Origin of the sequence: Pseudomonas sp. Leaf127 (assembly GCF_001423155.1) — a bacterium.
GTDB lineage: Bacteria > Pseudomonadota > Gammaproteobacteria > Pseudomonadales > Pseudomonadaceae > Aquipseudomonas > Aquipseudomonas ovata.
The window spans coordinates 20,130-34,473 of sequence record NZ_LMOA01000010.1 but is presented as its reverse complement, the minus strand read 5'-3'; the positions used below and the strand labels follow the sequence as shown (position 1 = coordinate 34,473).

The window sequence follows — 14,344 nt, the reverse complement described above, 5'->3', positions numbered from 1 at the left end:
AGCGATAATCCGCAGGCCAAGCTGTCGGCCGTGATCAACTAAACGGCAAACTCAGTGGCCAGAGCCATGATGAGTTACACCACTTCCTGGGACACGATCTTGATCTCATCCCACTGTTCTGGAACACCGCGCGGCATGTAGTCAAATCGACCGCCATCAAGCATGTGAAACAGCCCCTCATCCTTGGTACTGGTGGCGACCTTCAGCCCAGCGCTACGAAGGATTTCTGTATCAGCCCAGAATTGCCCCTGTCCGGCTGTCAGCCCTTGGAGATCTGTCAGGTTACGTACGCTAGAAAACCTTGCTTGATCCTCCTTCCGGATAAGGAATATTCGGTAGCCGAGTAATCCCTTATAGATGGGTATGCGGATAGGTTGAAAAGCCTGCTCCAGGTCTTCGGATGTGCTAATCCAGAAGACGCTGAGGCTACCTTGATGCACCATCTCCGCCTGCCTCTTAGCTGTGGGTACATCGGGTAAATGATCGATCTCATAGCGTTTACCGCTGAGAGACAGGGCCAATTTCAGAAGCCCGATGGGATAAGCGCTCTTGGCATTGGTATCGGCAATTACCGTCACCTTCTCGGCCATTGCTTGGGCAGCAAACGAGAGCAGTACAGCTGCGAGAGTTAGGCGACTGCGCATCAGTTCAGAACATCCTTTATCCAAATGAATTAAAGATCCCCACCGGCATTCGCGCCGGCGGGGCTTCATCCATGTCCAGACTCACATGGCGAAGTGACGCTTACTTCCACCAATACTCAAGCTGTATGCCCACGTTTGAGCCATGCAGGGCATTGCCGAATGAGCCGCTATCCGAAAGCGCTGACCCTGCAGCCAGCTCGCTTGCCGCACGCTGTGCCGCCTTGTTCCAGGATGCGTAGGTGTAATAAAGACGGAGCTCAGGGCGTGCCCAGTAGCCAGGGCCAGCCGGCGACCAAGTGGGAGCAATGGTGAATTTGGTCAGCTTGCGCGTCCCCCCGGGAGCATCGACTTGGTCACGACCAATCTCAGTGCTGAGTTTGAATTGATCTGTGAATGCATAAACTGGCCGCACGCCCACGGACAGCCAATTCTGGTCATCACCATCAGGACGCGTGTCCTTTTGATAGACGACCTGGAACTGCCCACTGATGCGGTCAGTCGCTTGCCAGTCGAAATACTCGACGAAACGCCAACTGTGGTTGCTGCTGTCGAGCGTCGGGTCGCCGGTGTAGCTCAACGCGGTACCCGGCCCTTGTCCGTACTGCACAGCGAAGGTATTCAAGCCTCCTAAAAAGCCTTTTTGCTTGTGCTGCACAATTGCCGACCAGCCAGTTTTGGCATCCTCAACGTTGCTTGGCTTGTCCAGATAGCTGACCCCGAACTGCAGAGCGCCTCCTGGATTCGGCTCAAAGCCACTGACGGTGAAATCGTGACGGTTGGTGAAATCCTTTTGGAACAAGTTGTCCTTGCGCGAAAATACGTAGCTGTACTTGAGGTCACCAATACCTACCTGGTCGAACCCAAAGCCGTTAGCACTTTGGTTCCAGTAAAAGAAGTCACTCATCTCGATGCTATTACGATTGTAGTAACGTCGACCCGCCCAGAAGGAGCCACCATTGAGCGCAGGCATCTTGCTCCATTCCGCATAGACTTGGTTCATCCGCGCGAAACCGTACTCACCAGTAAACTTTGGAGAGTGACCGTATTCGTTGTACAACTGAGCCATACCCTCGATACTGATCGCCGACCCATCATCTAGCGTAACGAGATCTTGGCGCAGGTCGAGCTCGAAGTACTGCTCACATTCGTTGCCCAAGCGGTACTTAGATTGCGCCCCTGGGAGCTGGAAGCACGATTGTCGACCGCCATCTAGAGAGTTCCCGACACCCGTACGGAAGTAGCCGCTGAAATCGAGAGCATGCGCTGAAAAAGGCAGCGCCGATGCGAAAAGTACAGGCAGGAAAACCTTTGTGGTCTTGAACGTCATATTAATTCTCCACTTATTGTTTTTGTATTGGCTTTTGTCAGGACAGCCGAACTTCTTCCGGAGGATTCCTCCTCCGAGAAGTTCGGGTGATTTAATTAATTCAGATACTCAGTTCGCAGACTTACCGTTCTGGGGAACGACCCGCAGTTGATGAGTCCTTGAAGTTCTGATGACGGCTAAGCGTTACCGCCTCAATAAAGTGCTTCATGACTTACCTCGTGACTTGGCATAGGTATCGAAACCAACGGCCAGAACGATGATGATCCCGATGACCACCTGCTGGTAGTAAGCCGACACGTTCATGATCACGAGTCCGTTGATGAGCACACCTATCAGCAAGGCACCTATGATGGTGCCTCCCACACCGCCAAGGCCGCCGAACAGGCTTGTGCCACCTATCACCACGGAGGCGATGACTCGCAGCTCATAGCCAGTGCCTGCTACGGCTTCCGCCGAGCCCAGGCGGGCGGAAAGCAAAAACCCTGCAAGGCCTGCAAGGAAGCCAGTGATCACATACACACTCAGAACAACCGAGGGCACGCTCAAACCGGACAACCGAGCCGCTTCGGGGTTGCCCCCTACGGCGTAAACCTGACGTCCATATCGGGTATAGCGAAGGGCGACGTAGCCCAGGATGGCTACTACCAGGAAGACAAGAACCGGCACAGGAACACCCAGCACGTCACCTCTCCCCCACCAGCGGTAGGCCTCATTGAAACCACTGACAGGTGCTCCGTCATTTACAATCAGGGTAGCGCCACGCCACACAGTCAAGCCGCCCAGGGTGACGATGAATGCGGGCACCCCGAAGCGCGTGACCACCTTGCCGTGTATGTAGCCGGCCAATGTACCTACTGAGCAGGCAGCCAGCATTGCCACCAGCCAGCCCATGAAGAAATCGCCACCCAGGGCTTGCATCAGAAACGCGCCGCTGATGGCTGCAAACGCTAGCAGCGAGCCGACGGCCAGGTCGATACCGCCTGTGAGAATCACATAGGTCATCCCGACGCCGATAATTCCGTAGATCGAAACCTCAGTCAGGATGTTTTTAACGTTCCTGGCGGAGAGAAACATTGGGTTGTATACCGTGAAGATCACAACGAGAACGATGAGGAAGAGGAGTACGCCGTACTTCTCGAAAAACCCTACCATCTCGAACTTCTTCCGGTTTTCCAAAGCTGATTCACTTGAGGCTGGCTTGAACATGTCTGATTACTCGATTGATGATGCCGGCACGAACAGGTCAAACAGCGGCCTGGTGCGAAAACGATGAACTCACTCCTTGAGCCATTCGTTGCATAAGTAGCTCTTCAGTTGCCTCATCAGCCGAGACAACACCGGTGATAGCGCCTTCGCGGAACGTGACGATCATGTCGCTGACCGCCATCACTTCCGGCAACTCGGATGAGATGACGATGACTGCGATTCCTGCTCGGGCCATGTCGAAAAGCACCTGGTGAACTTCGGCTTTGGCGCCGACATCAATGCCACGTGTGGGCTCGTCAACGATGAGAACTTTGGGCTTCAAGGCCATACATCGGGCCAGGATGACTTTCTGCTGATTACCGCCAGACAGTGTTCCAATGGCCACATTGTCATTGGCCATCTTGATTCGCAGCCGCTTCTGGTAATCCTGAATCAGCTGAGTCTCGGCGCGATCGTCGATGAACAATCCCCATCGCTGAAGACCACCCAAGCTGGGAAGGCTCATGTTCCAACGGATGGAATGGCCCAAGAAACAGGCCTGCTGTTTCCGGTCTTCAGGAACAAGCGCTACGCCGGCTGCAATGCCTTCTCTCGGTGACTTGAACGGCGAGACCTGCCGACCATTGACGTAGATTATCCCTTCGTCGCAGCCATCAGCGCCGAAGATCACACGCGCCAATTCAGTACGACCGGCGCCGACAAGGCCTGCGAATCCAACTATCTCGCCGGCCCTCACGTCGATAGACATGTCGCGTAGCGGTGTCGCATGCAGGCTCTGTCCATCACCACCAGATGCCCTAGAAACGCTCTGAACCTTGAGCATGATCTCACCAGGGTCGCCTGTGAGAGGTTTGCGCACGAATTCGACATCTCGTCCAACCATGAGCCGAACGATGTCATCCACAGTCACTGCTGAGACCTCGCCAGAGGTGATGAACGCACCGTCACGGAAAATGGTATAGCGATCACAGCATGCCTTGACCTCGTTGAGCTTGTGGGATACGTAGATGATGCTGATCCCCTTCGCCTTGAGATCTGCAATGATCTCGTGAAGCTTGTCCACCTCGCGACCACTGAGCGCGGCAGTTGGCTCATCCATGATGATGAGCTTCGCATTCATGGTAAGAGCCTTGGCGATTTCCACCATCTGCTGCTCTGCCACACTCAGCTTGCGCACCATGGTCTTAGGAGTGATGGTCAAACCCAGGTCGGTCAGGACGTGCTGGGCATCGCTGAACATTTTCTTCCAATCGACCAGCCCATGACGCACGGGCTCCCGCCCCAAGTACATGTTTTCCGCGACAGACATGTCGGCGATCAGGTTGAATTCCTGGTAGATCGTAATAATGCCGAGCGCTTGCCGGCGCATGGGAGTGTCATGCTCCTCCAATGCATAGCCATTGAACTCTAGAGTGCCTTGCCCTGCGTCTGCCGGCTGGGCACCTGCCAGGATCTTCAGGATGGTCGACTTGCCTGCGCCGTTTTCACCTAACAGAGCATGAACCTCACCTATCCCCACCTCTAGCTGCACACCATTGAGTGCGACTACGCCAGGGAACGTCTTTTTGATATTTCGAACTCGCAGTAGCGCATCGCTCATGCCGACGCCTCCCAAATCTCGATCCTTTTGCAAAGGAGGGGCTAACCCCTCCCTCACATCCACTACACAGGGGTACGCATCGCTACTTAATGGTGCTGAACTGCTCGGCCTGATCCAGGTTTTCCTGGGTCACCATGAACGGTTGCACAGTCACCGACTCGATCTTGGTGCCGTTGCGAATGCTGTCCACAGCCAATCGCAGTGCCGTACGGATCTGTTTGCTTGGGCTCTGTTCGACAATGCCGGTGATCTCACCTGCCTTGATGCTTTTCAGAACCTCTGGGTAGGCGTCGTATCCGATGATTTTGATCTTGTTGCTGAGTCCCATTCCTCGCACGGCTTCAACAGCGCCCAGCGTCATGTCACCCGTGGAACAGATGATCACATCAGGCGGATTGCCACCGGATGCTGTGATGATGTTCTCGACCACCGACATGGCTTTGGCGCGATCAGCTTCGCCAGACTGCTCTGCGACTAATTTGAATTTGCTACCTGCCGCGTCGAGGGCTTGGTGAACCCCTTTTGCCCGATCCATTGCTGTGGTAGATCCGATCTGTCCGGTAATCAGCACGACTTTTGCCCCCTGGGGCATATTTTTGACGACCCACTCCCCCATGATTCGTCCACCAGCAACGTTGTCAGCAGTCACAAACGGAACGGGCGAAGAAGTGCCCTCAACTCGTCGATCTACGGCAACCACCGGAACCTTTTCGTCCAAGACATCGTTGATGGCCGGCGCGAGCGCGGAAACATCATTTGGAGTTAAAACAACTGCGGCGACACCTTGGGTCAGTGAGTTCTCAATGTCTGAACTCTGCTTGGAGGAGGAAGCTTGGGCATCCTGAACCAAGAGATTGATGTCCAGCACTTTGGCCTCTTGCACAGCTTGTTCATGCATGAAAATGAAGAAGGGAATAGAGAGAGTCTGGAAGCTAATCGCCACTTTCTCACCCGCTGCGAAGACAGGGGCATTGGACACCATGAAAGCTGTTGCCAAGGCAGCCGCCAGCGCACGATGTTTAAAGTTCGTGTTCATACAATTATTCCTCACTATGTAGATTTACCGACTGCATTAACTCCGGACGGAGCTATGCCGGATCACTGGATTGCGCTGTACTGCTCTGCTTGGCTCAGATTGTCCAGAGTAACCATGAATGGCTGGACAATTACCGTTTCAAGTTCCGCGTCACCACGTACTTTCATAACGGCCATCCGAAGTGCTGTGCGAATCTGCTTGCTGGGGCTCTGCTCCACAACCCCTGCAATATCACCCTCTCGAATGGCTTTTAGAACCTCTGGATAGGCGTCAAATCCAATGATCTTGACCTTGCCTTTCAATCCCATAGAGCGGACAGCTTCTGCTGCACCGAGCGCCATGTCGCCACTGGCGCAAATGATCGCATCAGGAGGATTGCCAGTCAGTGATGTGAGGATGTTCTCAGCGACCGACATGGCCTTCGCACGCTCCCACTCACCCAATTGCTCAGCAACAAGTTCGAACTTGCTGCCACCGGCCTTGAGGCCTTCGTGAACACCTTTAGCACGATCAATCGCTGTGGAGGATCCTGCGGTTCCCGAGATGAAAGCAACGCGGGCGCCATCCTTAATGTGGGTGGTGACCCATTCAGCCATCAGACGACCGCCCGCGACGCTGTCCGCCGTCACATAGGGCACGGGAGCATCAGTGCCTTCAACACGACGGTCAACGGTCACCAGCGGCAACTTTTCGGAAAGGACTTCATTCAGTGCCGGAGCAAGGCCCGTCACATCGTTGGGTGCAACCACCATGGCATCGACGCCTTGCGTCAGCGCGTTCTCTACATCTGAGGACTGCTTGGTCGATGATGCCTGGGCATCCTGCACTAGCAGCTTCACATTGAGCGCCTTCGCCTCCAGTGCAGCTTGCTCATGCATGTAGATGAAGTAGGGAATGGATAAGGTCTGGAAGTTCACGACTACCTTTTCGCCGTCCGCTTTTGCGGGCGAAAACTGAAGCGCTAAACTCGTCACCAGAACAGCACTGCACAACAAACCACCTTTCTGCTTTTTCATTATTCTTGTTTTCCTCAGATGGATATGAGGTCGCAGCATTGAGACCCGTACTGCGAGCCACTTCGGTTACAACACTCTTACAGTCAGGGGGTGGTGTAGCCCCCATCGACCGGAAGCTCGGCACCGGTGATGAAGCTCGCTTCGTCACTGGCCAGGAACAGAGCTGCATAGGCAATTTCTTTCGGATTCGCTGCCCGGCCCATTGGCGTTGCCGCCACGACAGCCGCAGTAGTGTCCGAGTCTTGTCGAGCGATCATCGGTGTCTCAACCAGCCCAGGATGAAGTGAGTTCACACGAATGCTGTCCCGCACGTATGACAGCGCAGCGTTCTTGCTCATCATCCGTACAGCTGCCTTACTGGCTTGGTAAGCTGAAACTCCGCTAGCACCGACAATGCCCCAGATCGACGACACGTTGACGATTGAGCCCGAGTGCTGCTTTTTCATCACCGGGATAACAGTCCGCATTCCGTAAAACACGCCGTTCTGATTGACGTCGATCACCCGATTCCAGTCTTCGAGGGCGATCTCATCGATGGGGAGGTAGGAGCCGACAAGCCCCGCGTTGTTGACGAGAACATCAATTTTTCCATGTTCAGCCACTACCTCTTCGACGAGCCGTTGCCACTGCTCCAGCTTGGAAACATCCAGCTGCTTAGGAATGACATTGGCGTGTTGGAACGGCTCAGGCTGGGTCACATCACCTACGATGACAATTGCACCTTCATCAGCAAAAAGCTCAGCGATGGCCCGCCCGATGCCCATGCCGCCACCTGTTACCAGGGCAACTTTGTCTACTAGTCGATTCATCCCAGACTCCTAATACGGTGCTGCAGCTTTAACCGGTGGCGTCCTGCCCACGCAGGTCGCCCCTGGTACCGATGACTTAGTGAGATTTTCCAGTGACCTTTACCGGTGGCTGGCTGCAGCCATACCACGCGATGACAGCGAAGCACAGCAAAGGCACGTAGAAGGCAGATGTAATACCGAAGTGGTCAGCCAGAGCACCCATGATCAGCGGGATGAACGCACCGCCAACCAAGGTCATGACCAAGAATGAACCGGCCTTCTTTGTCTGCGTCCCCAGTCCACGGATACCCATTGCAAAAATCGTCGGGTACATGATGGACATGAACAGGTAGATCGCGATCACGGCGAAGATCGAGATGCGCTCGAAGCCTATAATGGCGACTACGCACAGAGCGATGCTGACCAGGCTGTTAAGAATCAGCAGTGAGCGCGCGGGCAGGTAGCGCATGATCACAGTGCCGGCGAACCGCCCCACCATGTAAGCGAGCATGCCAAGAGAGAGCAGGAAGGATGCCTTCTGCGGCGAGATTCCACTCCAATGGTCGATGGCGTAGTTGATGAAAAAGGCGCCGATGCCTACGTATGCCCCGACGTTGCAGAATTGGGCCGCCAAGGCGCCGGTAAAGCTACGTTTCTTCCACAGGCTGGTTTCGGTACTAGAGGTTGCGGACTCGGTAGTAGCGTCACTGCGCATTTCTGGGAGCTTGATTCGCGCGAAAGCAATGAACATCAGGATGACAATCGCTGCGAGCGCCACGTAGGTCACAGACACCAGATCTACACGCGTGCCGCTGAACTCGATAGGAGGCGCGAAGAATACAGCCCCGCCTACCACTGGGCCGATGAAGGCGCCAAGCCCGTTGAACGACTGCGCGAATGTGAGCCTTTGCTCCGACTTTTCAGGAGCGCCCAGAGCGGCGGCGTAGAGGTTTGCAGCGGTTTCGAGGCATCCCAGCCCACAGGCCAGGACAAACAGCGCGGCAAGGAACGGTGTGAACGTGCCGGCCATTGAGGCAGGCAGGAAGAGCAGTGCGCCGAGCGCGAACAAGGCTAGGCCCACTAGAATTCCCGCTTTGTAGCCGAAGCGCTCCATGAACTTGCCCACGGGCAAAGCGATGATGAAGTAGGCACCGAAATAGGCTGTCTGAACCAAGCCAGACTGGGCGCGGGTCACGTGCAGGGTGTCCTGAAAATGCTTGTTCAGCACATCCAACAGGCCATGTGAAAGGCCCCACATGAAGAACAGGCTTGTCACGAAAATGAAGGCTAACCGAGTCGAGGTGAGCTTTTCGCGGCTGTTAGGGAGACCATCATAGGCCTTGGTGTTAGTAGTCATGACCGGTACCTTTGTATGTCTTGTAAACCGTCATCAATGCACGCCAGGACTTTCACCCCTGGATGAGGGCCACCGCAGGCGGCCCTGAATTGAACAGCAACTAAATTTCCCTGCAGTTCGCCTTCAGATGGCGGCTACTTGAGGGGTTACGGAGCTCGGTTCCACTAGAGATAGAGCGCTTCCCACCCGGACGACCTTCCCAGTTGCTGCAGACTCTGTGGCGCAGTTGGCTAAGCGCAGTGCCAGCAAGCCATCGCGCGGAGTCGCCGGCATTGGGCTGTTGGTTTCGAGTGCATCGAGGAAGCTATTCAGCTCAATCTTGTAGGAATCCGCATGGCGCTCCAGGAAGAAGTTGAGCAGTGGTTCGGCTACGTCAGTCGCCTCGGCGCTGTAGCGGCGAACAGTGCTTGGACGGTGGTTCTCGTTTAGCAGCATGCCCTTTGAGCCCGACACTTCCAGGCGTTGGTCGAAGCCATACACGGCCTCACGGCAGCAGTTGATATGGCATTGACGACCGGAGGCAGTGCGCATCAAAACCATGACGCTGTCGTAATCCGGAATGGATTCCAGCGTTGGATCGACCAAGCGGCTACCGATGGCAAAGACCTCAACTGGTTCTTCGCCCAACAAGCTGCGAGCCATGTCAAAGTCGTGAATGGTCATGTCACGGTAGATCCCGCCCGAAGATTCCAGGTAGGCACGGCTCGCCAGCCCAGGGTCACGGCTAGTAATAATGACTTGGCGAACATCCCCGATCTCACCATCATCGATTGCACGGCGCAGGCGAAGATAATCAGGATCAAAGCGACGGTTGAACGCCAGCATGACACGGCCATTCAAGCGTTCCAATTCGTTGACAGCGGCCTCTGCCCGGTCGTAATCCATGTCGATCGGCTTTTCGCAGATCACAGGCTTGCCAAGCTTGACGGCACGCAGCATCAGCTCGATGTGAAACTCGGTTGGCGTACCGATGAAGACTGCGTCAACGTCATCACGGTCTACTGCTGAACCGTAGTCGTAGGCAGCTTCACAACCCAGTTGGCTTGCCAGCGCATCCACACCCTCTTTCCAAGGGTCAGCGACCACAACCAGTTTGGTACGCGGGTTCATCGCGACGTTGGCGGCGTGAATCTTTCCGATCCGGCCAGCACCCAATACAGCAATACGCAACATGATCTTTCTACCCTCGACAGCAAAGCTGCCTGTTATTTTTAGGTGGGTTCGGGGGAGCTACCGCTCCCACCGAAATAGCCTGGCGACTTACTTGAACTGCGAGATGGTAGTGTCGAAGGTGCGCTGAGCCATTTCTTGCAGCGGCAGCTTGCGCACGACTTCAGACAGGACTTCCACGCCCCATGGGCCGTTGTAGCCCGTAGCCTGAATGGCTTTGATGAAAGCCGGAACATCCAACACGCCCTCGCCAGGCAAGCGGCGTTTGTGAATTGTGTCCTGCCACAGCGGCTCCACCGCGTACTTGTCAGCATCGTCCAGCTCGACCGAGCCGATGAACTTGCCAGGAATGCGAGCGATCTCGCTGAAGTCAACGCCACCACGTGCCAGGTGCCAGATGTCCAGAAGCAGCTTGCCATGGTCGTGGTTAGCGCCCTGTACCAACGCAAGCGCGGTATCGATGTTGCGCACGTTACTGAACGGCATGATTTCCAGAACGATATCGGTGCCGTACGACTTCGCCTCTTCGCTGAGCTGGGCAAAATGCTCAACCATCAGAGGGATGTTGGCTTCCTCTTGGTGCAGGCCTGGAGCGGTTTTGACGGCACGAGCACCCAACTCTTGGGCTGCGTTGAAAAGTTCTGCACGCATTTTATTGGAGGCGCGACGAGCCTCACCATCCAGGTACCAGTCGGTCAGGAACTCGAACTCGACGTGCTTGATTCCGTTGGCTTCGAGGATGTGGCGCATTTCGCGGAAACCGATGCGATCAACCGTAGACATCAGGTCGACGTGAATCAGGCCCACGCCCTTGTAACCTGCTTCCGCCGCAGCTTCCACACGATCCCGGAACGCGAATGGACTGATTTCGGTTGGGCCGAATGGATAGACATCACCCGACAGGGTGAAGTACGCGGCCAACAATTCGACGTTTTGATTGCTCATGTGAAACTCCTGAGATGCAATTGAAGAGGTTGAGGCGCGCGAGCCCTGCTGAAATCAGAGCACGCGAGGGAACCGTGTTTAGAAGTGGACTTCCGACATCAACTCAGCGCGCTAGGTGCTTTCCGAAGCTGCACTGGCGATTAGCAGGCGCGACGGAGCAAGCCCTGCATCACCAGAGGGCATTACCCACCTAGGCAAGGAACTGTGAGAGATGTGAAAGAAGGGATGCCCGAACGTACCCGCAGCGGTGTTAACCGGCAAAGCGGAGCGATCACGGGTGCGAATCTTCGCTAGCCGGGCAGCGGCGGCGCAGATCTTGAGGAAGGCTAGGAGCAAGTACATGGCTGTATCTCCGTTTTTGTTCTAGTGCAGCTTCGAGAGCTGTCGTTATGGGAGAGATCATAGGCATGCGTTTTAGGAAGAAAAATACCAGAAGGTGAAATCTCTTTTTCACGTAGTGGAAAAATCGAACAGATACAGAGGGGCCCTGGCCACTCCCAAAAAAGGGCAGAGCATGGATGGATGAAGGTGCGCGAGATTCGAAGCTGGGATGATGCCCATGACAGCGACGGATTATTTCATCAGCGAAATAAAGATTTCCAAATCTGAGGTTTTATAAGCACAACCGTAAATATAGGCTTGGAACGGTCAGAGGCTGAAGTCACAGCTTCCATGTGGCTACAAAAAAAAAGGGCATGCCTTGGCAAACGCTCACATGCCCACGATAGACCCCAAGAGGCCGAGCATGAAAAACGAAAATGCAGTTGAAGAGCTGATTCGCACGCTAGAGGACAAGCGCTATGAAGCAATCGTCGCTGGCGACTTCAATGCCTTCAGAGCATACGCGCATCCTGATCTGAGCTATGCCCATTCAAATGGGGTCGTCGATACGCTTGAGAGCTACCTCGACAAGTGCCTGGGTGGCTTTTACACGTACCACCACATCGAACATCCCATCGAGTCCATCAAGATCGTTGGTGATATTGCGCTCGTTTTCGGCGAGATGAACGGTGAGATCACTGCAGGTGGCGTGCAGAAAACACTTCGCAATAAAGCTTTGGCTGTCTGGGAACAGCGCGACGGCAACTGGAAGCTGATTGCCTATCAGCCAACTCCTATTCCGAAGTAACTGCTCCTCTAGCTAGATCTCCACTGCCCGAGAGACCGCCGCGTAGGCTCTCACCGATAGGAACCCCTAACAAAATGAAAAACTTTACTTACACCGGCCTGCCAGCTCGCGTGATCTTTGGAAAGGGATCCCTCCAACAGCTTGAGGCCGAGATTGACCGTCTCGAATCCCGACGCGCCCTTGTGCTTTCTACTCCCGAGCAACGTGACCAGGCTGAGCGAATCGCCGATATCTTGGGTGAACGTGCTGCGGGCATTTTCGACAAAGCAGTGATGCACGTCCCTATCGAGACCGCACGTGAAGCGCGGGAAGTCGCTAAAGAGCTCGGAGCGGATTGCGCCATTGCCATCGGCGGCGGCTCTACAACAGGCCTAGGTAAGGCAATCGCCCTGGAGTCGGGACTTCCTATCCTGGCGATACCCACAACGTACGCCGGATCCGAAATGACGCCGGTGTATGGTCTCACCGAAAACGGCATTAAGAAAACCGGTAAAGACCCTCGCGTGCTGCCAAAGACCGTGATTTATGATCCCGAACTGTCGGCCACCCTGCCCCTCGGCATGTCGATCATGAGCGGGATGAACGCTATCGCTCACGCCGCCGAAGGGCTCTATTCGCAAGACGGCAACCCAGTGATGTCGCTGATTGCCGAAGAAGGTATCCGTGCAATGGCCGAAGGGCTGGAACGGATCAAACAGACCCCTGACGATCTCGATGCGCGAAGCGATTGCCTGTATGGCGCCTGGCTATGCAGCACTGTACTCGGTCATGTAGGCATGGCCCTGCACCACAAGCTGTGCCACACCTTGGGGGGCAGCTTCAACCTCCCCCACGCCCAGACACATACCATCGTGCTTCCTCACGCGATTGCCTACAACGCCAGTGCGGCGCCGGAGGCCGCCTCGCGCATTGTGCGAGCGCTTGGTGGTAAACATGATTCAGCGGGTGGCGCCCTCTACGACCTCGCTGAAAAACTCGGCGCCCCCCTGAAGCTGCAGGAGCTGGGTCTGACTGAGGCCGATCTTGACCGCGCGACCGACATTGCACTCGCGAACCCTTATTGGAACCCACGCCCAATTGAGCGCGATGGTATCCGCCAGTTGCTCCAAGACGCTTATGAAGGAAAACGTCCCGCTTAATCGCTGACAATTTGCCTTACCCACTCGATGCCCGTGCGGGGAATCGAGTGGGCTTTTTTTATCTCGTCCAATAGCGCTCGTAATCATTACGCTTGAAGTGGTCAAGCAGGAAGTCGATAAACAATCTTGTTTTCGCAGGCATGTGACGCCGATCCTGAAATGCCAGATTGATCGTCAAGCGAGGCAAATCCCAATCATCCAGTACGGATATAAGTCTACCGGCCACCAAGTCGTCGTAGATGATGTACTTGGGCTGAACCAGTATTCCTGCACCCGCAAGCGCCGCCGCCCTGACGATCTGGCCATCGTTTGTTTCTATGGCTGGTTGCACCTTGACGGTTTCCCGCTCTCCACCCCGGGTGAACTCCATGGTGTTCGGATGATTCGCGAGACTGTAGATGAGCACATCATGCTCAACCAAATCCTGCACCGTACTAGGAATTCCCTTGCGCTGGAGATACTTGGGTGAAGCCGCGAGCACCCTCCGGGTTTCAGCCAAGCGACGGATTGTGATATTCGAATCCGCTTCGTATTCACGCGTCCGGATTGCCAGGTCGATCTCGCTATCGATGATGTCGCGGTAACGGTTGGCACCAATGATCTTTACCTTGATACCAGGGTAGCGACGCTGAAACTCGGGCACGAGAGGCGCGATGTGTAGCATCGAAAAGGAGATGGTTGCGCTGATCGTCAGTGTGCCTGTCGGCTCAATCAACGTCGCACTGACAGTAGCCTCAGCTTCCGCCAGCTCACCCAGAACGCTTTTGCACTTGGCATAAAAATCATGCCCAGAATTAGTGAGGGATAAGCGGCGCGTGCTCCTCTCCACGAGTCGAACACCTAGCCTTTCTTCGAGAGCCGCGAGGTGACGACTGGCAGCGGCGTTGGAAATCTCCAGCTTCTCAGCGGCGCGACTCAGTGTACCCAGCTCCGCCGTATGCACGAAGAGTTCTAGCTCTGTAAATCGATCCATCCTCAGGCACCCAG

At 55.1% G+C, this 14,344-nt stretch carries 13 protein-coding genes; 2 read left to right on the top strand and 11 right to left on the bottom strand.

Going from position 1 to position 14,344, the window contains the following annotated elements; genetic code table 11:
• Window positions 1-74: 74 nt before the first annotated feature.
• From ASF84_RS07820 to ASF84_RS07775, 10 genes are all read right to left on the bottom strand, one after another.
• Window positions 75-644: a hypothetical protein gene (locus tag ASF84_RS07820; RefSeq protein ID WP_056836954.1), complete on the bottom strand. Its 570-nt coding sequence runs from the start codon at window positions 642-644 to the stop codon at window positions 75-77.
• Window positions 645-744: 100 nt separating this feature from the next.
• On the bottom strand, window positions 745-1,971 hold the full coding sequence (locus ASF84_RS07815) for a maltoporin (protein ID WP_056836952.1): 1,227 nt from the start codon (window positions 1,969-1,971) through the stop codon (window positions 745-747).
• 204 nt (window positions 1,972-2,175) lie between these two features.
• Window positions 2,176-3,177: an ABC transporter permease gene (locus tag ASF84_RS07810; RefSeq protein ID WP_056836950.1), complete on the bottom strand. Its 1,002-nt coding sequence runs from the start codon at window positions 3,175-3,177 to the stop codon at window positions 2,176-2,178.
• A gap of 37 nt (window positions 3,178-3,214) precedes the next feature.
• Entirely contained in the window at window positions 3,215-4,777 is a 1,563-nt protein-coding gene (locus ASF84_RS07805) for a sugar ABC transporter ATP-binding protein (protein WP_056836958.1), read from the bottom strand.
• 82 nt (window positions 4,778-4,859) lie between these two features.
• Entirely contained in the window at window positions 4,860-5,813 is a 954-nt protein-coding gene (locus ASF84_RS07800; RefSeq protein ID WP_056836947.1) for a substrate-binding domain-containing protein, read from the bottom strand.
• A 62-nt stretch (window positions 5,814-5,875) separates the two neighbouring features.
• On the bottom strand, window positions 5,876-6,829 hold the full coding sequence (locus tag ASF84_RS07795; protein ID WP_056836945.1) for a sugar ABC transporter substrate-binding protein: 954 nt from the start codon (window positions 6,827-6,829) through the stop codon (window positions 5,876-5,878).
• A gap of 83 nt (window positions 6,830-6,912) precedes the next feature.
• A complete protein-coding gene (locus ASF84_RS07790) occupies window positions 6,913-7,638 on the bottom strand; it encodes an SDR family NAD(P)-dependent oxidoreductase (protein WP_056836944.1) in 726 nt (241 codons plus the stop codon).
• Between the two features lie 76 nt (window positions 7,639-7,714).
• Complete coding sequence (locus tag ASF84_RS07785; RefSeq protein WP_056836942.1) at window positions 7,715-8,974, bottom strand: sugar MFS transporter; 1,260 nt, start codon at window positions 8,972-8,974, stop codon at window positions 7,715-7,717.
• A gap of 123 nt (window positions 8,975-9,097) precedes the next feature.
• The gene (gene iolG, locus ASF84_RS07780; protein WP_056836940.1) at window positions 9,098-10,147 is read right to left on the bottom strand and encodes an inositol 2-dehydrogenase; all 1,050 of its coding nucleotides are present in this window, start codon (window positions 10,145-10,147) and stop codon (window positions 9,098-9,100) included.
• A gap of 87 nt (window positions 10,148-10,234) precedes the next feature.
• The gene (locus tag ASF84_RS07775; protein ID WP_056836938.1) at window positions 10,235-11,089 is read right to left on the bottom strand and encodes a sugar phosphate isomerase/epimerase family protein; all 855 of its coding nucleotides are present in this window, start codon (window positions 11,087-11,089) and stop codon (window positions 10,235-10,237) included.
• 745 nt (window positions 11,090-11,834) lie between these two features.
• Between ASF84_RS07775 and ASF84_RS07770 the strand changes: the two genes are divergently transcribed.
• Together ASF84_RS07770 and ASF84_RS07765 are read left to right on the top strand one after the other, a co-directional pair.
• Window positions 11,835-12,218, top strand: coding sequence for a nuclear transport factor 2 family protein (locus tag ASF84_RS07770; RefSeq protein WP_156684180.1), 384 nt, complete (start codon window positions 11,835-11,837; stop codon window positions 12,216-12,218).
• 74 nt (window positions 12,219-12,292) lie between these two features.
• Window positions 12,293-13,357, top strand: coding sequence for a maleylacetate reductase (locus ASF84_RS07765; protein WP_056836934.1), 1,065 nt, complete (start codon window positions 12,293-12,295; stop codon window positions 13,355-13,357).
• A 58-nt stretch (window positions 13,358-13,415) separates the two neighbouring features.
• On the opposite strand, the gene ASF84_RS07760 is transcribed toward ASF84_RS07765, so the two are convergent.
• Window positions 13,416-14,330, bottom strand: coding sequence for a LysR family transcriptional regulator (locus tag ASF84_RS07760; RefSeq protein ID WP_056836932.1), 915 nt, complete (start codon window positions 14,328-14,330; stop codon window positions 13,416-13,418).
• Window positions 14,331-14,344 lie beyond the last annotated feature (14 nt).

What these genes read in the sequence shown, in the direction of transcription:
- ASF84_RS07815 (WP_056836952.1), bottom strand. Translation starts at nt 1,971, where the DNA reads ATGACGTTCAAGACCACAAAGGTTTTCCTGCCTGTACTTTTCGCATCG.
- ASF84_RS07820 (WP_056836954.1), bottom strand. Translation starts at nt 644, where the DNA reads ATGCGCAGTCGCCTAACTCTCGCAGCTGTACTGCTCTCGTTTGCTGCC.
- ASF84_RS07785 (WP_056836942.1), bottom strand. Translation starts at nt 8,974, where the DNA reads ATGACTACTAACACCAAGGCCTATGATGGTCTCCCTAACAGCCGCGAA.
- ASF84_RS07800 (WP_056836947.1), bottom strand. Translation starts at nt 5,813, where the DNA reads ATGAACACGAACTTTAAACATCGTGCGCTGGCGGCTGCCTTGGCAACA.
- ASF84_RS07760 (WP_056836932.1), bottom strand. Translation starts at nt 14,330, where the DNA reads ATGGATCGATTTACAGAGCTAGAACTCTTCGTGCATACGGCGGAGCTG.
- ASF84_RS07790 (WP_056836944.1), bottom strand. Translation starts at nt 7,638, where the DNA reads ATGAATCGACTAGTAGACAAAGTTGCCCTGGTAACAGGTGGCGGCATG.
- ASF84_RS07765 (WP_056836934.1), top strand. Translation starts at nt 12,293, where the DNA reads ATGAAAAACTTTACTTACACCGGCCTGCCAGCTCGCGTGATCTTTGGA.
- ASF84_RS07775 (WP_056836938.1), bottom strand. Translation starts at nt 11,089, where the DNA reads ATGAGCAATCAAAACGTCGAATTGTTGGCCGCGTACTTCACCCTGTCG.
- iolG (WP_056836940.1), bottom strand. Translation starts at nt 10,147, where the DNA reads ATGTTGCGTATTGCTGTATTGGGTGCTGGCCGGATCGGAAAGATTCAC.
- ASF84_RS07795 (WP_056836945.1), bottom strand. Translation starts at nt 6,829, where the DNA reads ATGAAAAAGCAGAAAGGTGGTTTGTTGTGCAGTGCTGTTCTGGTGACG.
- ASF84_RS07770 (WP_156684180.1), top strand. Translation starts at nt 11,835, where the DNA reads ATGAAAAACGAAAATGCAGTTGAAGAGCTGATTCGCACGCTAGAGGAC.
- ASF84_RS07805 (WP_056836958.1), bottom strand. Translation starts at nt 4,777, where the DNA reads ATGAGCGATGCGCTACTGCGAGTTCGAAATATCAAAAAGACGTTCCCT.
- ASF84_RS07810 (WP_056836950.1), bottom strand. Translation starts at nt 3,177, where the DNA reads ATGTTCAAGCCAGCCTCAAGTGAATCAGCTTTGGAAAACCGGAAGAAG.